This is a genomic window from Mycoplasmopsis caviae (genome assembly GCF_024498215.1).
Classification (GTDB): Bacteria; Bacillota_I; Bacilli_A; order Mycoplasmatales; family Metamycoplasmataceae; genus Mycoplasmopsis; species Mycoplasmopsis caviae.
This window is the reverse complement of the sequence record NZ_CP101806.1, coordinates 395099-417373: the sequence shown is the minus strand read 5'-3', so window position 1 is coordinate 417373 and position 22275 is coordinate 395099. Positions and strand designations below refer to the sequence as shown.

At 28.2% G+C, this 22275-nt stretch carries 29 protein-coding genes and 1 pseudogene; 15 read left to right on the top strand and 15 right to left on the bottom strand.

From position 1 onward, the window contains the following. Positions 1–6 precede the first annotated feature (6 nt). From NPA07_RS02050 to pgmB, 3 genes are read left to right on the top strand one after another with little or no spacing between them, the layout of a single operon-like run. Complete coding sequence (locus tag NPA07_RS02050) at positions 7–1647, top strand: alpha-amylase family glycosyl hydrolase (RefSeq protein ID WP_126117905.1); 1641 nt, start codon at positions 7–9, stop codon at positions 1645–1647. A 9-nt stretch (positions 1648–1656) separates the two neighbouring features. Continuing rightward, positions 1657–4026 carry a glycosyl hydrolase family 65 protein gene (locus NPA07_RS02045; protein WP_126117906.1) on the top strand — a complete coding sequence of 790 codons (2370 nt, stop codon included), beginning with the start codon at positions 1657–1659 and terminating at the stop codon, positions 4024–4026. Further along, positions 4019–4684, top strand: a complete 666-nt coding sequence (pgmB, locus tag NPA07_RS02040) for a beta-phosphoglucomutase (protein ID WP_126117907.1) — start codon at positions 4019–4021, stop codon at positions 4682–4684. The genes NPA07_RS02045 and pgmB overlap by 8 nt, the downstream gene beginning before the upstream one ends. 419 nt (positions 4685–5103) lie before the next feature. Here the strand turns inward: pgmB and NPA07_RS02035 are convergent, their stop codons facing one another. The 9 genes from NPA07_RS02035 to NPA07_RS01995 all read right to left on the bottom strand — a co-directional run bounded on the left by NPA07_RS02035 (position 5104) and on the right by NPA07_RS01995 (position 9341). Beyond that, positions 5104–5409: a hypothetical protein gene (locus tag NPA07_RS02035; protein ID WP_256553280.1), complete on the bottom strand. Its 306-nt coding sequence runs from the start codon at positions 5407–5409 to the stop codon at positions 5104–5106. A 483-nt stretch (positions 5410–5892) separates the two neighbouring features. Further along, a complete protein-coding gene (locus tag NPA07_RS02030; RefSeq protein ID WP_256553279.1) occupies positions 5893–6150 on the bottom strand; it encodes a transposase in 258 nt (85 codons plus the stop codon). Further along, a complete protein-coding gene (locus NPA07_RS02025) occupies positions 6144–6623 on the bottom strand; it encodes a hypothetical protein (protein ID WP_256553278.1) in 480 nt (159 codons plus the stop codon). Before NPA07_RS02025 ends, NPA07_RS02030 begins: the two co-directional genes overlap by 7 nt. Positions 6624–6628: 5 nt before the next feature. Further along, positions 6629–6841 (bottom strand): hypothetical protein, encoded by a 213-nt coding sequence (locus NPA07_RS02020; protein ID WP_256553208.1) that lies wholly within the window; start codon positions 6839–6841, stop codon positions 6629–6631. Between the two features lie 1086 nt (positions 6842–7927). After that, on the bottom strand, positions 7928–8197 hold the full coding sequence (locus NPA07_RS02015) for a hypothetical protein (RefSeq protein ID WP_256553166.1): 270 nt from the start codon (positions 8195–8197) through the stop codon (positions 7928–7930). Then, positions 8137–8274 (bottom strand): hypothetical protein, encoded by a 138-nt coding sequence (locus NPA07_RS02010; RefSeq protein ID WP_256553071.1) that lies wholly within the window; start codon positions 8272–8274, stop codon positions 8137–8139. Before NPA07_RS02010 ends, NPA07_RS02015 begins: the two co-directional genes overlap by 61 nt. Beyond that, positions 8255–8809, bottom strand: coding sequence for a hypothetical protein (locus NPA07_RS02005; protein ID WP_256553277.1), 555 nt, complete (start codon positions 8807–8809; stop codon positions 8255–8257). The genes NPA07_RS02010 and NPA07_RS02005 overlap by 20 nt, the downstream gene beginning before the upstream one ends. Continuing rightward, positions 8803–9081, bottom strand: a complete 279-nt coding sequence (locus NPA07_RS02000; protein WP_256553276.1) for a hypothetical protein — start codon at positions 9079–9081, stop codon at positions 8803–8805. The genes NPA07_RS02005 and NPA07_RS02000 overlap by 7 nt, the downstream gene beginning before the upstream one ends. Before the next feature lie 59 nt (positions 9082–9140). Then, on the bottom strand, positions 9141–9341 hold the full coding sequence (locus tag NPA07_RS01995) for a hypothetical protein (protein ID WP_256553151.1): 201 nt from the start codon (positions 9339–9341) through the stop codon (positions 9141–9143). Between the two features lie 426 nt (positions 9342–9767). Between NPA07_RS01995 and rplU the strand changes: the two genes are divergently transcribed. Continuing rightward, positions 9768–10067 carry a 50S ribosomal protein L21 gene (rplU, locus tag NPA07_RS01990; RefSeq protein ID WP_126117910.1) on the top strand — a complete coding sequence of 100 codons (300 nt, stop codon included), beginning with the start codon at positions 9768–9770 and terminating at the stop codon, positions 10065–10067. A 10-nt stretch (positions 10068–10077) separates the two neighbouring features. After that, positions 10078–10347: pseudogene (rpmA, locus tag NPA07_RS01985) on the top strand (50S ribosomal protein L27); the annotation flags it as partial. A gap of 275 nt (positions 10348–10622) precedes the next feature. Here rpmA and NPA07_RS01980 read toward each other — a convergent pair. Beyond that, positions 10623–11675 (bottom strand): zinc-dependent alcohol dehydrogenase, encoded by a 1053-nt coding sequence (locus NPA07_RS01980; RefSeq protein WP_126118634.1) that lies wholly within the window; start codon positions 11673–11675, stop codon positions 10623–10625. A gap of 374 nt (positions 11676–12049) precedes the next feature. Between NPA07_RS01980 and NPA07_RS01975 the strand changes: the two genes are divergently transcribed. The 4 genes from NPA07_RS01975 to NPA07_RS01960 all read left to right on the top strand — a co-directional run bounded on the left by NPA07_RS01975 (position 12050) and on the right by NPA07_RS01960 (position 13516). After that, the gene (locus tag NPA07_RS01975; protein ID WP_256553275.1) at positions 12050–12706 is read left to right on the top strand and encodes a hypothetical protein; all 657 of its coding nucleotides are present in this window, start codon (positions 12050–12052) and stop codon (positions 12704–12706) included. 75 nt (positions 12707–12781) lie between these two features. After that, a complete protein-coding gene (locus tag NPA07_RS01970; RefSeq protein WP_256553274.1) occupies positions 12782–13189 on the top strand; it encodes a hypothetical protein in 408 nt (135 codons plus the stop codon). Beyond that, complete coding sequence (locus tag NPA07_RS01965) at positions 13170–13307, top strand: hypothetical protein (RefSeq protein ID WP_256553137.1); 138 nt, start codon at positions 13170–13172, stop codon at positions 13305–13307. Before NPA07_RS01970 ends, NPA07_RS01965 begins: the two co-directional genes overlap by 20 nt. Beyond that, on the top strand, positions 13247–13516 hold the full coding sequence (locus NPA07_RS01960; RefSeq protein WP_256553166.1) for a hypothetical protein: 270 nt from the start codon (positions 13247–13249) through the stop codon (positions 13514–13516). The genes NPA07_RS01965 and NPA07_RS01960 overlap by 61 nt, the downstream gene beginning before the upstream one ends. 602 nt (positions 13517–14118) lie before the next feature. On the opposite strand, the gene NPA07_RS01955 is transcribed toward NPA07_RS01960, so the two are convergent. Continuing rightward, a complete protein-coding gene (locus NPA07_RS01955; RefSeq protein ID WP_126118635.1) occupies positions 14119–15171 on the bottom strand; it encodes a zinc-dependent alcohol dehydrogenase in 1053 nt (350 codons plus the stop codon). Positions 15172–15390: 219 nt separating this feature from the next. Here NPA07_RS01955 and NPA07_RS01950 point away from each other — a divergent pair, with 219 nt between their 5' ends. Continuing rightward, complete coding sequence (locus NPA07_RS01950; RefSeq protein ID WP_126117912.1) at positions 15391–16122, top strand: DNA-processing protein DprA; 732 nt, start codon at positions 15391–15393, stop codon at positions 16120–16122. On the opposite strand, the gene NPA07_RS01945 is transcribed toward NPA07_RS01950, so the two are convergent. From NPA07_RS01945 to NPA07_RS01930, 4 genes are all read right to left on the bottom strand, one after another. After that, entirely contained in the window at positions 16119–16964 is an 846-nt protein-coding gene (locus NPA07_RS01945) for an HAD family hydrolase (protein WP_126117913.1), read from the bottom strand. The genes NPA07_RS01950 and NPA07_RS01945 overlap by 4 nt on opposite strands. A gap of 211 nt (positions 16965–17175) precedes the next feature. After that, positions 17176–18054 carry an energy-coupling factor transporter transmembrane component T family protein gene (locus tag NPA07_RS01940; protein WP_126117914.1) on the bottom strand — a complete coding sequence of 293 codons (879 nt, stop codon included), beginning with the start codon at positions 18052–18054 and terminating at the stop codon, positions 17176–17178. After that, complete coding sequence (locus NPA07_RS01935) at positions 18054–18965, bottom strand: energy-coupling factor transporter ATPase (RefSeq protein ID WP_126117915.1); 912 nt, start codon at positions 18963–18965, stop codon at positions 18054–18056. Before NPA07_RS01935 ends, NPA07_RS01940 begins: the two co-directional genes overlap by 1 nt. Continuing rightward, positions 18956–19753 (bottom strand): energy-coupling factor transporter ATPase, encoded by a 798-nt coding sequence (locus tag NPA07_RS01930; protein ID WP_126117916.1) that lies wholly within the window; start codon positions 19751–19753, stop codon positions 18956–18958. Before NPA07_RS01930 ends, NPA07_RS01935 begins: the two co-directional genes overlap by 10 nt. A 292-nt stretch (positions 19754–20045) precedes the next feature. Between NPA07_RS01930 and NPA07_RS01925 the strand changes: the two genes are divergently transcribed. The 5 genes from NPA07_RS01925 to NPA07_RS01905 all read left to right on the top strand — a co-directional run bounded on the left by NPA07_RS01925 (position 20046) and on the right by NPA07_RS01905 (position 21512). Next, positions 20046–20297: a hypothetical protein gene (locus NPA07_RS01925; RefSeq protein ID WP_256553103.1), complete on the top strand. Its 252-nt coding sequence runs from the start codon at positions 20046–20048 to the stop codon at positions 20295–20297. 42 nt (positions 20298–20339) lie between these two features. Next, on the top strand, positions 20340–20480 hold the full coding sequence (locus NPA07_RS01920; RefSeq protein WP_256553244.1) for a hypothetical protein: 141 nt from the start codon (positions 20340–20342) through the stop codon (positions 20478–20480). A gap of 149 nt (positions 20481–20629) precedes the next feature. Further along, positions 20630–21055, top strand: a complete 426-nt coding sequence (locus tag NPA07_RS01915) for a hypothetical protein (protein ID WP_256553273.1) — start codon at positions 20630–20632, stop codon at positions 21053–21055. Beyond that, positions 21043–21303: a hypothetical protein gene (locus NPA07_RS01910; protein ID WP_256553171.1), complete on the top strand. Its 261-nt coding sequence runs from the start codon at positions 21043–21045 to the stop codon at positions 21301–21303. The genes NPA07_RS01915 and NPA07_RS01910 overlap by 13 nt, the downstream gene beginning before the upstream one ends. Beyond that, on the top strand, positions 21243–21512 hold the full coding sequence (locus NPA07_RS01905; protein ID WP_256553166.1) for a hypothetical protein: 270 nt from the start codon (positions 21243–21245) through the stop codon (positions 21510–21512). Before NPA07_RS01910 ends, NPA07_RS01905 begins: the two co-directional genes overlap by 61 nt. The last annotated feature ends 763 nt before the right edge of the window (positions 21513–22275 follow it).

Genomic DNA, 22275 nt, shown 5'->3' with positions numbered 1-22275 from the left:
AGAGATATGAAAACAATAAAATTAGAAGATAAAATTATTTACCAGATATTTCCTCGTTCATTTTATGACTCAAATAATGATGGTGATGGAGACTTATTAGGTATAGTAAAAAAACTAGATTATTTACAAGACTTAGGCATAAATGCAATATGACTTTGTCCAATTTATGACACTAATTTTGTGGATGCTGGTTATGATGTTTTAAATTACAAAAGTGTTTGAAAACAATTTGGGACTTTAGAAGATTTTAAACTCTTGACTGCTGAAGCTAGAAAAAGAAATATTGATATTATTATGGATATTGTTTTAAATCATGTGTCAAATGAACATGAATGATTTAAAAAAGCATGTGAATCAGAAGACAATATCGAACATAATTATTTCATTTGAAGAAAAGAATTAAATAAAGAAGAAAAAGAAGCAAAAAGTATTTTTGGTGGTTCGGCTTGAGAATATGTTCCAAATGTTAAAAAATATTATTTTCACCTTTTTGCTAAAGAACAAGTTGATTTAAATTGAAACCATCAAGACACAGTTAAAGCTATGTCAGATGTTATTGATTTTTGATATGGCTTAGGTGTTAGAGGCTTTAGACTTGATGCAATTAAACACGTTTCAAAAAACTTTGAAGAAACTTTAACTAATCCTTGCTTTGCATGATGCAAAGGTGCAGACAATATGCTTCTTAAATTTAATAAGCTAGCTTTTAGCAATAAAAAAGATGCTTATACTTTAGGTGAAGCAAGTGGAATTAATTTAGAAGAATTATTAAAATATGGAACTGGATCTAAAAAAGTGGCTGATAACTATTACAACTTTTCTTGATGATGAATCGGTTGAGGAAAAGAAACGGGTAGAAATGGTTATGACTCAAATTGAAATTACAATGAATTTGTTTATCAACAACAACCATTCCAACATTCTAGAAAAGTATTGCCAAGTATGATAACCAACTTTTTATCAAATCATGATACTTCAAGAAGTATTTCAAGATGAGGAGATGAAAGCTTATTCCATAAAGAAAGTGCCAAAACTCATGCTTTAATGCTTTTTGGACTTAAAGGTATTCCATGTATTTATTATGGAGAGGAAATTGGCTTATTAAACAATCAATTTAATGCAAGAGAAGAATTCAAAGATTGTGATATATTTAATGCTTTTAGTGAGTTAGTATACAAAAAGAAAATTTATAGTGAAGATGAATTTATTAAATATTGCAATATCAACAGTCGTGACTCAGGTCGTGCTTTAATGCAATGAGATAATAGTGCAAATAATGGTTTTAATGAAGGTCAAAAAACTTGAATTAAAACAAACTCAAGAGCACAATGAATTAGTGTTCAAAATAATATAGAAGACAAAAATAGTATTCTTAATTTTTACAAAAAAATTATAGCCTTAAGATCTAAAAAATATCATGACATTTTAGTATTAGGAAAAAGTCAAATAAACCTACAAAACAGTGGAATAATACAAATTACAAGAACGTTTAATAAGCAAAAAATAGTTGTTTTAATTAATATGACAAAACACCAAAAAGCAGTGGAAAATGTTCAAGGAAAACAAGTATTATCAACGTATATAGATAACAAAAAAGTTATTGACAAATTAAGACCATTTGAATCAATTATGTTAGAAATTAAATAAGGAGCAATTATGGAATATATTAAATATGACCCTGATAATAATCAGATTTCACAGATTAAATTTGACCGTAATGTAACAGGCAAAAGCGAAAGTATTTTTTCACTTGGTAATGGTTATTTAGGCATTAGAAGCGTTGACGAAGAAGTTCAAGAATATAACAAAGAAGACTTTTTTGTTAATGGTATTTTTAATAGAACATCTAAAGAAGAAGCTCCCGAATTAGCTAATTTAGCTGATTTGATTCAAACTCCTATCGTTTTTAATAATCAAATTTTTGAAGTTAATGAAAAGGATCAATATACTAAAACCTTAGATATTAAAAATGGAATTTTAAGCCGTAAAGTTATTGCAAAAAGAGACTTTGGTACAGTTGAATTGAATTTTGAACGTTTTGTTTCTCAAGACATAAGAAATATTTATGCTCAAAAAATTACAATTAAAATTTTAGATTCTAAAGATGAAATTGTTAAGGTTAAATTATTACCAGGAATTAATGGACAAGTAACAAACAACGGTACTCAACACTTTGAAGAAGGTCTTAAAAACCGTGTGACAACCGAAAGTTTGAAGATGCAACAAATAACAACTAATTCAAATCGCTTTGTTGTACACCACATGTTCACAAGACTTTTAAAAAACAATAAGTTAATTTTAGGTGGGAATGATAAATATCAAATTCAAACTGATCGCCGTAAAGTTTACTTTAAAATTGAAAACGAATTAAAAGCAAATGAAGAGTTAGTTTTAGAAAAATTAATGTCAGTTCACACTTCAATTGATGATGAAGAAAAAATATTAACGAACAGTGAAGTTTTAGCTAAATCTGATTTAACTTTTAGCTACTTATTAAAAAATACATTTGCTTCATTAAAAGAAAATTCTACTGTTGCAATGCAAAAGGTATGAAATCAATTTTATGTCAAAATTGAAGGTGATGAACAAAGTAAATATGATGCCTTAGCATTAAAATTTTCAATTTTTCACTTAAATAATTTTGTACCTAAAAATTCAACCAACTTAAATGTAGGAGCTAAAGGACTTTCAGGCGAAGGTTACCAAGGACACACATATTGAGATACTGAATTCTTTATTAATCCTAATTATCTTTTTACTAGACCAGGTGTCGTTAAAAGATTACTAACATATCGTTATAAAGGGATAAAGGAAGCTAGAAATAAAGCTTTTGAAACAAAACAAAGAAATGAAGAAAGTCGTTTATTAGGTGCTCAATATCCTTGAGAAATGGCCTGACCTACTGATGGCGAAGTTTGTCCTTATTGAGGCCAAACTGATGTTGTAACAGGCGAACAAGTACCGATTGCAAGTAGAAGACAAGAGATCCACGTTTCAGCTGATATAGCCTATGCAGTTTATCAATATTATCATTTTACAAATGATGAAGAATTCATGAAAAAAATGGGCTATGAAATGATAATTGATACAGCTTACTTTTACACAAACCGTGCAGAAATACAACCAGATGGTAGTTATGAAATTAAAGATGTAATGGGTCCAAATGAATATAAAGGGAACATTAATAATAATGCATTTATTAACCAAATGGCCTTATTTAATATGAAATTGGCAATTTCAGTATATCGCAAATTGCAAGTACAAGCACCAGGCTTACTTAACCGTATTTTAAAAAGAATACCTTATAAAATTAATTTTTTAAAAATGACTAAAGTCATTAAAGGTCTTAAAATTCAAGTTCCTAATAAAGACAAAATTATTGCAGAAAATGATACATTCTTATCTTTACCTTTAAAAAATGTTAAACCATTCCAAATGCTTGGAGATGCTGGTAAAAAATTATTCAATACTTCTGAAGGACATAGATTATTAGGTTCTCAGTTAGTAAAACAAGCAGATGTTGTTCTCTTAAATTATTTATTCCCTAAGTTATATAATAAAGAAATCAGGGAAAAAAACTTTGATTACTATGAAGCAATAACAACTCACGATTCATCACTTTCAGCTGCAACTTATTGTATTGAAGCTGTTAGATTGAATAAAATTGAAAAAGCTTATGAATTATTTAAATATGGTATTAATGTCGATTTTGGTCCACGAATGCATACTTCAAATGCTGGTATTCATGCAGGATCTTTAGCAGCAATATGACAAATGATTGTTTTTGGTTTTGGTGGTTTAGGATGATTTGATAAAAAACTTCATATAACTCCAAAATTACCAAAAAACTGAAATAGTTTAGTTTATAAAGTAAGTTACAAAAATGAGCCATTTTTAGTAGAAATCAACAAAGACAAATTTACCATTAATACTATAAATAAAGGTTCTAAGTTAAAAATATCAGTTAATGGTATTGATTGTGAAATTACAAATGAAAAGCAAGTTTTCGAGGTGAAAAATGATTAAAGGAGTAATTTTTGATTTAGACGGAGTAATTACTGATACAGCTAAATTACATTACAAAGCCTGAAATGAAATAGTCAATGAATTAGGCATTGATTATAGCGAAGAAGAAAATGAAAAATTAAGAGGTTTGCCTCGCAAAGATACTTTACTTGCAATATTTAAATTAAAGAAATTTAAAAATAATTTTGATGATCAAAAAATCAATGAATTATGTACTAAAAAGAATGAATTATATTTAAGTTATTTGAAAAAATATCTTAATAAAGATAGCCTTTTAGAAGGTATTGAACAATTTTTAAAAGACTTGAAAAAAGATAAAATCAAAATGGCAATAGCCTCTTCAAGTTTCAACGCTCCTTTGATTTTAGAAAAACTTGGAGTTATAAATTATTTTGATGTTATTGTTAATCCTACTGAAGTTAAAAAAGGAAAACCTGCTCCAGATATTTTCCTTTTAGCTCAAGAACAACTTAAATTAAAAAAAGAAGAATGTGTTGGAATTGAAGATGCAGTTGCTGGAGTTGAAGCTTTAAATATAGCTAACATTAAATCTATTGCAATAACAAATGGCAACAATAATTTATTTCAAAAAGCAACTTTATTAGTTCAAGATACATCTAAATTAATTTGAGATTTAATTAAACCTGTTTTGTTTTAATAACAATTAATGTTAAAAAAAGAATCCTTTATTTTACTTTCAAGTATTCAATAAAGGATTCTTTTTTTATTCTTTTTTTGATTAATTAAGTGTTGATTTAACTTTTTCCTAAGTTTGACAATTTCAAATCAAAAAAATTTACTAATGCACCTATAAAATAGCTGTATTAGTAAATTTTAAACCGCTTAAATTTGTGTTATCATTGTTCAAGTTCTTTTGTTTTTCCCCGTTTTGGCAATCGTTTTATGCCCAAAACTTGTCTTAAACACTTATAAATTATTGTTTCTTTTAGTTTTAAAAAGTACTTATTTGAACTGTTTAAATCCTTAAAATTAACCAGTCAAAGTTTCCTCTCGACTTTGACACTTTAAAAATTCATTTTTAAAAAGCCTATAAAATAGGCTTTTATGGAAAGTCTATTATTTAGATTCTAGTAAAACAGGGCCTAATTCATCAACTTTTCCCCATTTAGGAATTATTTGATAACCCAATGATTCTCTTAAATTTGTGTAATCTTCTGGTTCTCTAACTCTTAAAAAGTATTTTTCTTTCTTGTCTAAACTCTCAATAAGTACTATTTTTACCTTTCTCAACGCATCAACAATTCTGTCAGTTGTTAAACTGTTATTAGCTAATGAACTTAATGAAAATTCTATGAATCTTTCAATAACCAATGCCAAATAACAAATCATAAAATGACCTTCAATTGTTTTTTCTTTTGACAAATAAACCGGTCTAGTTTCAAAAGTTGTTTTTAAAATCCTAAATGATTCTTCAATCTTTCATAAATTTGAATATGTTCTTATTACTGTTTCAATGCTTAAATTTTTGTTGCTTGTATATATTCCGTAAAATCCATCTCATCTTGCGTCATCTATAATTTTTCTTCATTTAATGAAATTTCTCCAACAGAATAGTTGACATATTTTTTGCCACCTTTTTTAATTCACTCATCGCTTTTGAGCCATTTTTTCAACACAACTTTTGGCTTTTTTAATCAGTCTTTCTCTATCACTTTGATCTTTTTTCTTCTTTTTCTGAAAAACTTAAAATTAAATTTCCATCCAATGAATTATCAAGTCCTAATTCATCCTTAATTTTTTAGTTAATGGTGCTTTTTTACATAAAAACGCTTCACTGCTTGCTCATATGTTGCAAGATCTATAATGCCGGAACAAGGTTCTTATTTCCTTTAATTTTGTGAGACATTATGAACTCAAAACCATCTTTTTAAGTTCTAAAAGATTAGGACCAGAGTTTAACCCTCTGTCTGCAATAACAGTAATATTTTCAATACCTAATTTTTCCTTAACTTCCTTTATAAAAGGGATAAAAGTCTTAAAATCACATGTATTTCCGGCAAACAATTTGTATGCAATTGGAATTCCATAAGCGTCAATCATCATCCCAAGAACAACCTGTACATTATTAATTTTTGCATCCTTAGAAAATCCGTAATCTAACAAGTCATTTTTTCAATACTTTCAAAGTAAACAGTTGTAACATCGTAAAATGTTTCTTTTAGGTTTCTATCAAATAGTTCAGCTAATTTTTTGTTGATATGTTCAATGATATCTAGCCTTTCATCACACAAAATTTCAAGGCTTCTGTAAATTGATTTAAGAGTGTCATCATTCTTTATTGTATACTCATTAAAAATATTAAATGTTTTACTTTTTGAACAAGGTTTTAAAAATCTCATTGCGACTAAATTTTGGACAATATTGTTCAAATCATATTTGATTCTTTTCATACTCTTTGATTTCTCAAAATATTTATCTAGATCTAACTTTCGGTAAACATTGTTTAGTATTAAATTGCCATAATTTAAAACTTCTAATTCATTCTGATATTTATTGTGTATCTTGTTTTCATCTCTAATATCATATTCACCGTCAACGTTATCGTCAGATAAAACATCTTTAAATGTCCCAAGCATTCTGCCTAAAAGTACTTCTTTTCTTCCTTATCTTTTGAATACTTTTTAAATTCATTTCTCAGGTTTTCTAAAAAATTAGGATCGTTTTCTTCTAATTTGGATAATAATCCCAAATTTTGGACAACCTTATGTTTACAAGATTTGCTTTCCTTATCTCAATAACTTTTCACAATATTAACATATTCTTTATTTCTAACTCTAATAACTTTAACAAACATAATTATATTATACTATGTTTTACTAGAATTACAAGAAAAAATAAAAAATTCATATACTATGTATATGAGCCTTATTTTTAATATGTTTTAATGGCTAAAGTGTCAAAGTCAAGAAAATAGTTGTATTAGTAAATTTTAAACCGCTTAAATTTGTGTTATCATTGTTCAAGTTCTTTTGTTTTTCCCCGTTTTGGCAATCGTTTTATGCCCAAAACTTGTCTTAAACACTTATAAATTATTGTTTCTTTTAGTTTTAAAAGTACTTATTTGAACTGTTTAAATCCTTAAAATTAACCAGTCAAAGTTTCCTTAATGTATTGACAATGTTGTCTGTAGTAAACATAAAGGATGTATAACTGACTCAAGTGAGAATTCTAATAATCTATGAATTGCTAATGTTAAATAACACAACGCAAAATGTCATTCAATACATTCTTTTTTTAAAGATAAATCGGTCTAACTTCAAATGTTGTTTTTAAAATTCTGAATGATTCTTCAATTTGACACTTATTTTTTTACGTCTTTATTCATAAAATCATCTTATGAAAAATTACCATAAAGTGTTCAAATTGTTTTGGAATTCACAGGGGCCTAAACATGACTTATAATTTATGCTAAAAAAATGATAATTTTCTTCTATTTTGTCCAATTTTTAAGGTTGTAAAATTATAGCCAAAACACATAAAAGTTTGGCTATTTTTTTAACCAAAACAGCAAAAAATGTGTTATTTTTTTGTTTTTGTGTGTACAACATTAAGGTTTACCGCATTTTTTAAATGTTAAATTACATTTTTTAAAATTTTGCATATTAAAACATACAACATCATTAAGAAGTTGCTTTTAATTAATTCATTTTGTCTTCAATCCTAAAGTTTTTTCATAACTTTTGGGGATTGACATCATTTGTTAATTTCTTTTTAAATATTCTTCAATCAACAAATAAATTGTTGATTGAAATAAAAATAACTTATTTAATAAGTATTGAGCCGTTGGCTCTTATTAAGACCTGTCGGTCTTAAGAAGCAAAACTTCTTTTGTCTTGCTAGACAGGCTTTCTTCTTTTTAAAAAGAAGAAACAAGAAAAACTTACTTAAATGATTTGTAATTAGCGTCAATAAATTCCTTCATTTCTTTTGTAATATCATTTAACTTTTCAAGATTTTCACTTAATAGTTTTTTAATAAATTCAATGTCTTTATTGTTTGGGTTTGCAGAATTCTTAAATATATTTTCAAGTTTTTCAAATGTACTGGATGTTCATGTTCTATTATGAAGCATGGTTTTAATTGTAGCTCTTACACCTTGATGTTGTGGATCAAGATTTTTTGATATTGCATATACATCGATTGCACTCAATTCGTTTCCTTTCGGTACTCTGGCTTCATATTTTCTTTTCCCTCAACAAAGAATAATTTATTTTCAGGAGTTACCATGCTTTGCCTCTCCACTTTCAAACATAGAAACCCTAGCGCCATTATTATCAAATGGAGCAAGATATTTGTTGTCATATCTCACAGTATGATTAACTATTTTTCTTTTAATTACAAGATTCATCTCTTCTTCAAAAATTTCAGTATTTGGCTTTCTAAAAACATTTGATTTTTTACTTACTGCTTCGGCCTTTTTAAATTGTTTGTTGTATTCATCAATTAAAAGTTCAATTTTTCCCAAAAAGTCTTCAAAACAGTTGATTCCGTTTGTATGAAAGAATGTTCCTATTCATCTTTGCAATGTTCAAAATGATCTTTCAACATTTGGTTTTGCCTTTGGATTGCCGCTTGTTATAAGTTCAATTCCTCTTGCATTTAGCGCTTCTTCCATATTTGTTCTTGTACTATCTGAACCTCAAAAAGTTCTTCTTCTATCCGTTATTATTACTTGTGGAATGCCATACCTTTTAAATAATTGTGTTAGAAGATTTTGATATCCAATTGTTGTTTCCTCAATGTCAATTCAGATTGCTAACAAACTTTTTGTTGCCGCATCAACAAGATTATAAATATGGTACTTCTTACTTTCTCCAAAAAGATGAAGTGGTGTTGCATCAATTTCAATAATTTGCCCAAAATCATAGTCAGAACTTTTATTTTGGTAAACACCTTTAATGGATTTTTATTTAGAATTTTTTCATAAATTTTAATAAACTGTGCCTCGATTTTAGAAATATCTTGACCGTTTTCTAAAAACATTCTTCTTCTCTTAACTCATTTTTTACTTTTCTCGTTGCATATGAACTGCAATAACCAAGTCTAAGCATTCTTTTATAAAAGGTAGTGAAAGGCAACAATTTTTTTCATCATTAGTAAGTCTCATTATTGTAAAAATGCAACAAGGCTACACTAAGATCACCTTTTGATATTTTCTCAATATGTTCCACTAATTCATAATATCTATTAGTTAAATCAATAATAACTGAATCACTTACTTTCACACCCCTAAGTTTATTTTTATTACCATGTGATATACTGATTGCATCTTGGTTATTTGTAGATGCAATCAATATTTGATTTCTATATCTTTTAATTGTTTTTGTTGATGTTCTACAACCTAATTTTCCTAATATTTTTGATATTTCGGCATTTGGTCTATTTCAATATTGTTGAATTTTTTAAATCTAAAATTTTTTTATCTTCATAATCAGTTGTTTTACCTGTATCAACTGCTTGAAATCTGGTTTTAATTACAAGATTTTCCATAATTTAAATTCTCCTTTTTAAAATAATAATTGAAACCTAAAAATGGACAAAATAAAAGATAAAAACAGGGTGGACAAAATAAAATAAAACCATTACATGACTTATAATTTATGCTAAAAAAATTAATTTTGATATATAATTACTTTGTTACTTTTGTAACCATTCTAAACAGGTTTAAGAGCTAAATATAGCCACCTCAAAGATGAGCCACAAAATTCAGGAGGTATAGCATGATTGCTATTATCGAAACAGGGGGCAAACAAATTTTAGTTAAAGAGGGTCAAACAATCTTTATTGAAAAAATAGAAGGTAAAGAAGGTTCAACCGTTGACTTTGACAAAGTTTTACTAGTTGACAACAAAATTGGTAAACCATATCTTAAAGGAGCCAAAGTTACTGGCAAAATCCAAAAACAAGGCAAAGCAAAAAAAATAGTTGTATATCGTCATAATCCTAAATCAACTCACAAGAGAAAATTAGGACACCGTCAACCTTACACACGTGTAGAAATTACTAAAATAGTAGGATAGGACTTAAAAAATGGCACATACGAAAGCCGGTGGTTCAACCCGTAATGGTCGTGACTCTCGTGGTCAAAGACTAGGTATTAAATTAGGTGACGGTCAATTCTGTACAGCTGGATCAATTATCTTTAGACAACGTGGTACAAAGATTTTTCCAGGTACAAATTGTGGGCGTGGAAATGATGATACATTATTTGCTTTAATTACTGGATATGTAAAATTTGAAACAAGAAGAAACAGAACATATGCCTCTGTATATCCAGAAAGAGTTTCAAATTCTCTTTCAAAACCTGTTGTTGCTAAAAAAGTTGAAGATAAGAAAGAAGTTAAACCAAAAACATCTACTAAAAAAACCTCAACATCAAAAACAACAGTTGCTAAAAAAACTGGTGCTACAAAAAAACCTGCAACAACTAAAAAAGTTAGTTCAGCTAAAAAATCAGTTAAGTAATATCAAATATTTGCACATTGTAACTAATGTGCAATTTTTATTATTTACGTATAAAACAGTGTAATTAGTAAAAAGCAAGATCTTATGATCTTGCTAAAATTATAGTAATTCTATTTTTTGCCTCTGTAACCAAAGTCAATAACAGCACGACCAAGGAATTCACCTTTTTGTAGTTTGTCAAAAACTTCAGGAACTTCTTCAAGTTTTATAACTTTGGTAATTTCAGATTTAATTTTTCCTTCAAGAGCATATTGAATAGCTTCTTGCAAGTCAAGTCTTGTACCAATGATTGAGCCAACAAGTTCTTTTTCAAATAAAACTGTCCAGAACACAGAAACACCAACATTATCTTTGCCTAATTGGTCCGTAGGAGGAAGACCAACTAAAACTTGACGTCCACCACGGCGAAGCATTTCCATACCTTGTTCACCAGCAATTGTGGCAACAGATGTGTTAATTACAGCATGTGCTCCACCGCCAGTCTTTTCAATCAACTTTTTAATAAAGTCTGGATCCTTCTTTGAATTGAATGCAAATTCAGCACCTGATTTGATAGCTAATTCACATTTTTCATCACTAAGATCAATACCAATTGGTTTGTAACCCATCGCTTTTGCAAATTGAATAGCTACTTGACCTAAACCACCAACACCAATAACAGCAACTCATTGGCCAGCACGCGCATTAGATCTCTTAATTGCTTTATATGTTGTAACACCAGCACAACCAATTGGAGCACCTGATACTAAATCAAAACCTTCAGGTATTATTCCAACATAGTCTTCATGCCCAATACCATATTCAGCAAATGAGCCATCAACTGTAAAACCAGTTAAATTTTGTTTAGGACAAAGTGTTTCTTCACCTTGTAGACAAAACTCACATGAACCACAAGCCTCGTGGAAACAAGCAAAACAAACTCTGTCGCCTTTTTTAAGACGTGTACATCCAGGTCCTAATTTCTCAACAATGCCAATACCTTCATGGCCTGGAATTAATGGATATTTAGGTTGAACTAATCAATCAGCATTTGCAGCATGTAAGTCTGAGTGACATATACCTGAAGTTTCCATACGAATAAGTACATGTTTTGGTCCTGGTGTAGGAATTGCGACTTCCTTAATACTTCATTGTTTTGGTTTATCAACAACAAAAGCCTTCATTGTTTTTGCCATAAAATCTATCTCCTTAAAAATAAATAGTAATTAAATAATGTTTATTAAACATTAGTAAGGAAAAATACCCTACAATTTAATTTTATAGTTTTCTAAAGACTTTTTTCTTTTTAAGAAAAATAATAATGGTTTTATTTTATTTTGTCCACCCTGTTTTTATCTTTTATTTTGTCCATTTTTAGGTTTCAATTATTTTTTAAAAAGGAGAATTTAAATTATGGAAAATCTTGTAATTAAAACCAGATTTCAAGCAGTTGATACAGGTAAAACAACTGATTATGAAGATAAAAAAATTTTAGATTTAAAAAATTCAACAATATTGAAATAGACCAAATGCCGAAATATCAAAAATATTAGGAAAATTGGGTTGTAGAACATCAACAAAAACAATTAAAAGATATAGAAATCAAATATTGATTGCATCTACAAATAACCAAGATGCAATCAGTATATCACATGGTAATAAAAATAAACTTAGGGGTGTGAAAGTAAGTGATTCAGTTATTATTGATTTAACTAATAGATATTATGAATTAGTGGAACATATTGAGAAAATATCAAAAGGTGATCTTAGTGTAGCCTTGTTGCATTTTTACAATAATGAGCTTACTAATGATGAAAAAAAATTGTTGCCTTTCACTACCTTTTATAAAAGAATGCTTAGACTTGGTTATTGCAGTTCATATGCAACGAGAAAAGTAAAAAAATGAGCTAAGAGAAGAAGAATGTTTTTAGAAAACGGTCAAGATATTTCTAAAATCGAGGCACAGTTTATTAAAATTTATGAAAAAATTCTAAATAAAAATCCATTAAAAGGTGTTTACCAAAATAAAAGTTCTGACTATGATTTTGGGCAAATTATTGAAATTGATGCAACACCACTTCATCTTTTTGGAGAAAGTAAGAAGTACCATATTTATAATCGTTGTTGATGCGGCAACAAAAAGTTTGTTAGCAATCTGAATTGACATTGAGGAAACAACAATTGGATATCAAAATCTTCTAACACAATTATTTAAAAGGTATGGCATTCCACAAGTAATAATAACGGATAGAAGAAGAACTTTTGAGGTTCAGATAGTACAAGAACAAGTATGGAAGAAGCGCTAAATGCAAGAGGAATTGAACTTATAACAAGCGACAATCCAAAGGCAAAACCAAATGTTGAAAGATCATTTTGAACATTACAAAGATGAATAGGAACATTCTTTCATACAAACGGAATCAACTGTTTTGAAGACTTTTTGGGAAAAATTGAACTTTTAATTGATGAATACAACAAACAATTTAAAAAGGCCGAAGCAGTAAGTAAAAAATCAAATGTTTTTAGAAAGCCAAATACTGAAATTTTTGAAGAAGAGATGAATCTTGTAATTAAAAGAAAAATAGTTAATCATACTGTGAGATATGACAACAAATATCTTGCTCCATTTGATAATAATGGCGCTAGGGTTTCTATGTTTGAAAGTGGAGAGGCAAAGCATGGTAACTCCTGAAAATAAATTATTCTTTGTTGAGGGAAAAGAAAATATGAAGCCAGAGTACCGAAAGGAAACGAATTGAGCGCAATCGATGTATATGCAATATCAAAAAATCTTGATCCACAACATCAAGGTGTAAGAGCTACAATTAAAACCATGCTTCATAATAGAACATGAACATCCAGTACATTTGAAAAACTTGAAAATATATTTAAGAATTCTGCAAACCCAAACAATAAAGACATTGAATTTATTAAAAAACTATTAAGTGAAAATCTTGAAAAGTTAAATGATATTACAAAAGAAATGAAGGAATTTATTGACGCTAATTACAAATCATTTAAGTAAGTTTTTCTTGTTTCTTCTTTTTAAAAAGAAGAAAGCCTGTCTAGCAAGACAAAAGAAGTTTTGCTTCTTAAGACCGACAGGTCTTAATAAGAGCCAACGGCTCAATACTTATTAAATAAGTTATTTTTATTTCAATCAACAATTTATTTGTTGATTGAAGAATATTTAAAAGAAATTAACAAATGATGTCAATCCCCAAAAGTTATGAAAAAACTTTAGGATTGAAGACAAAATGAATTAATTAAAAGCAACTTCTTAATGATGTTGTATGTTTTAATATGCAAAATTTTAAAAAATGTAATTTAACATTTAAAAAATGCGGTAAACCTTAATGTTGTACACACAAAAACAAAAAAATAACACATTTTTTGCTGTTTTAGTTAAAAAATAGCCAAACTTTTATGTGTTTTGGCTATAATTTTTACAACCTTAAAAATTGGACAAAATAGAAGAAAATTATCAGACTTTTTTCTTTTTAAGAAAAATAAAACTGTTTTTGAGTTTGGATTTGAAAATATTTTAAGCTTCATATTTATTTAATTATGATTAGTAAAAGAAAACAAGATCATTTGAAAATGATCTTGTTAGAATTTAGGCAGATTTTATTTTTTACCTCTGTAACCAAAGTCAATAACGGCACGACCAAGGAATTCACCTTTTTGTAGTTTGTCAAAAACCTCAGGAACTTCTTCAAGTTTAATAACTCTTGTAACTTCTGATTTAACTTTACCTTCTGCTGCATATTGAAGTGATTCTTGTAAATCAAGTCTTGTACCAACAATTGATCCAGCTAATTCTCTTTGGAATAATACTGTTCAAAATACAGAAACACCAACATTGTCTTTACCAAGTTTGTCTTTTGATGGAAGACCAACTAAAATTTGACGTCCTCCACGGCGAAGCATTTCCATACCTTGTTCACCAGCAATTGTGGCAACAGAGGTGTTAATTACAGCATGTGCTCCACCGCCAGTCTTTTCAATCAACTTTTTAATAAAGTCTGGATCCTTCTTTGAGTTGAATGCAAATTCAGCACCTGATTTAATTGCTAATTCACATTTTTCATCACTTAGGTCAATACCAATTGGTCTATATCCCATTGCTTTAGCATATTGGATTGCTAATTGTCCAAGTCCACCAACACCGATAACAGCCATTCAGTATCCTGGACGAGCTTTAGCTCTTTTAATAGCTTTATAGGTTGTAACACCAGCACACACGATAGGTGCACCAGATATGATATCTAATCCATCAGGAACAATTCCTACATAATCTTCGTGCCCAATTGCATATTCAGCAAATGAACCATCAAATGTATATGCTGACATATTTTGCTTAGGACAAAGTGTTTCTTCACCTTGCAAACATCACTCACAAGAACCACATGCGTCATGTAATCAAGCTAAACAAACTCTGTCACCTTTTTTAAGACGTGTACATCCAGGTCCTAATTTTTCAACAATACCAATACCTTCATGCCCTGGAATTAATGGGTATTTAGGTTCAACTAATCAATCATAATTTGCAGCGTGTAAGTCAGTGTGACATACTCCAGAAGTTTCCATACGAATAAGAACTTGTTTAGGTCCAGGTGTAGGGATTGCGACTTCCTTAATACTTCATTGTTTTGGTTTATCAACAACAAAAGCCTTCATTGTTTTTGCCATAAAATCTATCTCCTTAAAAATAAATAGTAATTAAATAATGTTTATTAAACATTAATGGGAAAAATTCCCATGTTAAAATTTTATCTTTTTTCTTGCTTTAATGTACCTTTTGGGAAAAATAGTGAAACATTTCCACATTATTGAAAATAAAAAAATTTTTTTGCTTTTTTTATTAAAAAAATGGCTAGGTAAATATAAGGAGGAAATATGAATCCATTATTAGTTTATTTAAGTTATAAATTTGAAGGAAATGTCTTTGAGATATATAAGTTTTTAAAAAGTAATAAAAAAATTTCACAGGATGAAATTGATTCAGTACTAAAAGAACTAGAAGAAAAGGACATAAAATATATTTGTGCACTAGATTATAATTATCCTGAATCTTTAAAACAATATAGATACTTGCCACATGTTTTATTTTACAAGGGCAATATTGAATTGTTAAATAAGAAATCAGTGTGCTTAACAGGTGATATTCAATCCCCACTTGTTGATCTTAATATCAAGAAATCACAAAATGCAATGCTAGAAAACTTTGTACTAATTACTAACGACTTTAAGAATTTGGACCAAAAATTTGTTGACATATACAGAGAGAATAAAAAAGGAATAGTCCATATTTTGCCATATGGATTCAATTATTTAAAGGAAACACATAATTTAGAAAATGAATTGTATATTAGTCAATATCCACCACATACGCATGCAAAATTATTTAGATTTAAAGAAAGAAATATATTGATGTCTATGTTAAGTGAATTTCTTATCATATATAGTAGCAAAAATGATTCAGGCATTTTGAATCTCGCGACTGCTTTTGCAAATAATAACAAGGAAGTATATTGTTATCCAGGATTGAGTTATGATGATGGTAATAACATTTTAATTAAAAATGGAGCCAACTTAATAACTCAAATCGCAGAAGTTCAATATTATTAATTTTTTTCAAGAATTTCATTAATTACTTGACCTATTGCTCCTGTCAAATTTGAACCTATAATTTTATCTGCTGCTAATTTTGCATCATTGGTTCCATTTCCCATAGCATAGCCAATGTGAGCATTTTGAAGCATTTCAATGTCATTGCCACTGTCTCCAAAACAGTATAGTTCATGTGTGTCAATTTTTAAGTAATCAAGTAGAGTCTTTAGACCATATCACTTTGTTGTATGTAATGGATTAACATCAGTATAAATTGAATTGGTTAGAAAGACTTTTTGTTTACCTTTTAATCTTCCTTGAAAGTGTTTAGTAGTTTCTTGAGCACTATCGAGTGGATTTCTAATTGCCATTTGAGTAATTTTACTTTCAGGATTATTTAATACACTAGTTAATGCTGATAAGGGTTTTAAAAAATGTGGATTTTTATCACTTAATTTGTTTTGTTTGCTAACTCATTCTGGTAGTATATTTTTATCACTATTTTTAGATCAAGAACCATTAAAGTCAGGAGTATCAATTGTTAAAATTAAATTATTTGTATTAGCATAATCAAATAATTCATTAAAAATCGATTTGTCAACCTCACCTAATACTCTATAATAATCCTTTTCAACATCGTAAAAAAGCGCCCCATTAGAACAAACAAAATAATTAATACCTTTAATTGTTTTTAATAATGGCAGAGTTTTTTGCAAACCACGCCCAGTACAAATTATGTTGGCGTGTCCTTGATTATATGACTTTATGATGGCATCTTGTGTTTCTGGGTGAGCATTTACACCATCAGTTAATAATGTCCCGTCTAAATCGAAAGCAAATACTATTCTTTTTTTACTCATTCTATATTCCTTACTCATTTAATTTACTAATTAATTTTATCATTTTTTAACATTGTTTTTAAATTTAAAAAATTGCTAATTTACTAAAAGTACTGTTTTATAGTACTTGTTGAAACAAGCTAATATCAATTTAACACATATCTGTTTTTAAAAAAATAAAAATGACCATTTTACCAAAATATGGTTTAAGGTCATTATAAAATTTAGTAAATTAATATTTAAAATATGTAAACTTATATCAATAAGGAAGAAAGTCGAACCTTTCGCTTTGACCAAAAGCAATAAACAAAATAAGTCCAATTGTTAAAATTAAGAATAAGATGTCTATTCATTTAATTCTTAATTTACGATATTTTGTTCTTTTTGCATATGGATCATATCCTCTCGTTTCCATGGCATTGGATAAATCTTCTGCTTTTGCAAACGAAGTAACAAATAAAGGAATTATTAATGTAGTAAATGATTTTACTTTTTCTTTTATCTTACCATTTTTGAAATCCACGCCGCGGCTAGCTTGAGCTTTCATTATTCTTTGAGCTTCTTCAAAAAGAGTAGGTATAAACCTTAAAGCTATTGAAACAATCATTGCAATGATATGAGTTGGAATAAACAATAATTTAAATGGAAACATTAAATCTTCAAGTGCTTTTGTAAGTAATATCGGTTTAGTTGTGATTAATGGTAATGTTGTAATCATAATCATTATGTAAATTCTTATGATTAATGCACCTGTTCTTGCTAATGCTTCTAATGTAAGGGCATACTTGCTATGACCTCCTCAAGGAATTATTCGAGTATAGTTTAAATCTTCAAGTGAACCAGGTGGCATCTTCATTGTATAAATATTTACAAAAAGAATAAAAAATCCAATTATTAATGGCATAATCATTAATTTAAACAGTGGATATATTCTTCTTGAACCAATAACAAAAGCTATTAATAATGGTACTAGAAGTATCACAAGTGAAATAAAATAGTTTACAAAAAATGTTAGAACTATATAAATTATATTAATAATTAACTTTAATCTTGGATCAAGCTTATGAATTAATGTCTCATGTGGATAATAACGACCAATAGGAGACTTCATTAAACACCTCCTTTCATTCTCTGATTAAGAAATTGGGCAAGGTCATCTATTGAAGTTACCTTTGGAACCTTAATTCCTCTTGTTTCTAATTTTGAAACAAAATCTAATAATTTAGGTGGTTCCATATTATTTTCCCTTAGAAATTCTGTATTTCTTAAAATCTCGTATGTGTCGCCGTCCTTAACAATTTTGCCATTTTTAAAAATCATTACTCTTTTTGTTGCTTCTAAAACATTATCTAAATCATGTGTAACAATAATAATGGTTTTTCCTTTTTTATGTAACTTATCAAATATATCTAATATTTCCCTAACACCAACTGGATCTAATCCAGCAGTAGGTTCATCAGCAATTAATATGTCCGGTTCCATTGCTAAAATACCAGCTAGTGCAACTCTTCTTTTTTGACCACCACTAAGGCCAAAAGGGGACTTATTTAAATATGATTCATCAAGACCAACCAATTTAAGATATTCACTAGCTCTCTCGTATGCTTCTGTTTTTGGAACGCCGAAACTTCTAGGACCAAAAGCAATATCATCTCTAATAGTCGATTCAAATAATTGATACTCAGCAAATTGAAAAACAATTCCAACCCTTTTTCTAATATCCTTAGCTTTTTTAACTTTTTTTTGTTTTTTTTGAACTATATAAGAATCAATAAATTTTTCACTCTTACCTGTTTTTTTGTCTTTTTTCTCATTTTCAAAAATTCATTCAATTGAACCACCTCAAGGCAAAATAAGAGCATTTAAATGTTCTATAAATGTTGTTTTGCCTGAACCGGTTTGACCAATAATTCCTATATATTCGCCCTGATTAATTGTTGCATTTACACCATTTAATGCTTTGAATTCCATTGGCGTTCTACGACTAAAAATATGCTCTAAATCTTTTACTTTTATTTGCATAATTGATTTAACAACTCCTCTTCATCATATGTAGGTTCAATATTATCTATTTTTTCACTAAGTTTATAAATAAAAGGCGAATCTATTTTTGCTAGCTCAATAATTTTTTTATTTCTCAAAATCTCCTTTGGGGAACCGTTTGCCACAACTTGACCCTTAGAAAACACTAAACAATAATCGGCCTGAATAGCTTCATCCATATCATGTGTAATTGAAATTAAGGTTTTTTCTCTTGTTTTTTGAATTTCCTTAATAATTTTAAGCACTTTGTTTTTACCTTTTGGATCAAGCATTGATGTAACTTCATCAAAAATTATTATTTCAGGGTTTAATGCTAAAACAGAAGCAATAGCAACTCTTTGTTTTTGACCACCAGAAAGAAATTGAGGCTCTCTTGTCAAGTAATCTTTCATATCAACTTTTTCAGCTAGATTTTCAATTATTGATTTCATATCTTTTTGAGGAACTTGTTGATTTTCAAGTCCAAAAGCAATATCGTCTTCAACACTTGCACCCACAAATTGGTTATCGGGATTTTGAAAAATTATTCCAATTTTTTTTCTAATTTCTCTAATTGTTTTTTTTGAAATTACAGTTCCATTTATTTCAATTGAACCAGAAGATGGTTTGTACAAAGCAACAAGTAATTTACTAAAAGTACTCTTGCCTGAACCATTATGGCCTAATATAGCAACATATTTTCCATCAGGTATAGTAAAATTAAGCCCGTTAAGAGCTTTTGTTTTAGCTTCTGGATAAGAAAATACTATATCTTGTACTTTAATCATAATAGAAATATTATATTATGAAATTAATTTTTTTAGTCTTAAATTATGCAAGTAATGGTTTTATTTTATTTTGTCCACCCTGTTTTTATCTTTTATTTTGTCCATTTTTAGGTTTCAATTATTATTTTAAAAAGGAGAATTTAAATTATGGAAAATCTTGTAATTAAAACCAGATTTCAAGCAGTTGATACAGGTAAAACAACTGATTATGAAGATAAAAAAATTTTAGATTTAAAAAATTCAACAATATTGAAATAGACCAAATGCCGAAATATCAAAAATATTAGGAAAATTGGGTTGTAGAACATCAACAAAAACAATTAAAAGATATAGAAATCAAATATTGATTGCATCTACAAATAACCAAGATGCAATCAGTATATCACATGGTAATAAAAATAAACTTAGGGGTGTGAAAGTAAGTGATTCAGTTATTATTGATTTAACTAATAGATATTATGAATTAGTGGAACATATTGAGAAAATATCAAAAGGTGATCTTAGTGTAGCCTTGTTGCATTTTTACAATAATGAGACTTACTAATGATGAAAAAAATTGTTGCCTTTCACTACCTTTTATAAAAGAATGCTTAGACTTGGTTATTGCAGTTCATATGCAACGAGAAAAGTAAAAAATGAGATTAAGAGAAGAAGAATGTTTTTAGAAAACGGTCAAGATATTTCTAAAATCGAGGCACAGTTTATTAAAATTTATGAAAAATTCTAAATAAAAATCCATTAAAAGGTGTTTACCAAAATAAAAGTTCTGACTATGATTTTGGGCAAATTATTGAAATTGATGCAACACCACTTCATCTTTTTGGAGAAAGTAAGAAGTACCATATTTATAATGCTGTTGATGCAGCAACAAAAAGTTTGTTAGCAATCTGAATTGACATTGAGGAAACAACAATTGGATATCAAAATCTTCTAACACAATTATTTAAAAGGTATGGCATTCCACAAGTAATAATAACGGATAGAAGAAGAACTTTTTGAGGTTCAGATAGTACAAGAACAACTATGGAAGAAGCACTAAATGCAAGAGGAATTGAACTTATAACAAGCGACAATCCAAAGGCAAAACCAAATGTTGAAAGATCATTTTGAACATTGCAAAGATGAATAGGAACATTCTTTCATACAAACGGAATCAACTGTTTTGAAGACTTTTTGGGAAAAATTGAACTTTTAATTGATGAATACAACAAACAATTTAAAAAGGCCGAAGCAGTAAGTAAAAATCAAATGTTTTTAGAAAGCCAAATACTGAAATTTTTGAAGAAGAGATGAATCTTGTAATTAAAAGAAAAATAGTTAATCATACTGTGAGATATGACAACAAATATCTTGCTCCATTTGATAATAATGGCGCTAGGGTTTCTATGTTTGAAAGTGGAGAGGCAAAGCTTATGGTAACTCCTGAAAATAAATTATTCTTTGTTGAGGGAAAAGAAAATATGAAGCCAGAGTACCGAAAGGAAACGAATTGAGTGCAATCGATGTATATGCAATATCAAAAAATCTTGATCCACAACATCAAGGTGTAAGAGCTACAATTAAAACCATGCTTCATAATAGAACATGAACATCCAGTACATTTGAAAAACTTGAAAATATATTTAAGAATTCTGCAAACCCAAACAATAAAGACATTGAATTTATTAAAAAACTATTAAGTGAAAATCTTGAAAAGTTAAATGATATTACAAAAGAAATGAAGGAATTTATTGACGCTAATTACAAATCATTTAAGTAAGTTTTTCTTGTTTCTTCTTTTTAAAAAGAAGAAAGCCTGTCTGGCAAGACAAAAAGAAGTTTTGCTTCTTAAGACCGACAGGTCTTAATAAGAGCCAACGGCTCAATACTTATTAAATAAGTTATTTTTATTTCAATCAACAATTTATTTGTTGATTGAAGAATATTTAAAAAGAAATTAACAAATGATGTCAATCCCCAAAAGTTATGAAAAAACTTTAGGATTGAAGACAAAATGAATTAATTAAAAGCAACTTCTTAATGATGTTGTATGTTTTAATATGCAAAATTTTAAAAAATGTAATTTAACATTTAAAAATGCGGTAAACCTTAATGTTGTACACACAAAAACAAAAAATAACACATTTTTTGCTGTTTTGGTTAAAAAATAGCCAAACTTTTATGTGTTTTGGCTATAATTTTTACAACCTTAAAAATTGGACAAAATAGAAGAAAATTATCAATTTTTTTAGTCTTAAATTATGCAAGTATTACACCAGTTTTAGTACTATTAGATTTTAGTTGTTGTTTTGCAATGAAAGAGAACCTTATTAGTAATACTAATAATTGTTAATTAAGTAAGAAAAATAAAAAAATAAGGCCTTTAATTGCCTTATAATTAGTGATATAAAATTAAAATTAAGATTTGTTGAAATTTATCTAAATAACTATAAAATAACTCTTTTAGTAAAATATTATTTAGTTACCTTAGCATCTTTTTTACTTTTTGATGTCTTAGGTGTTGATATCTTTGTGTCGTTGTC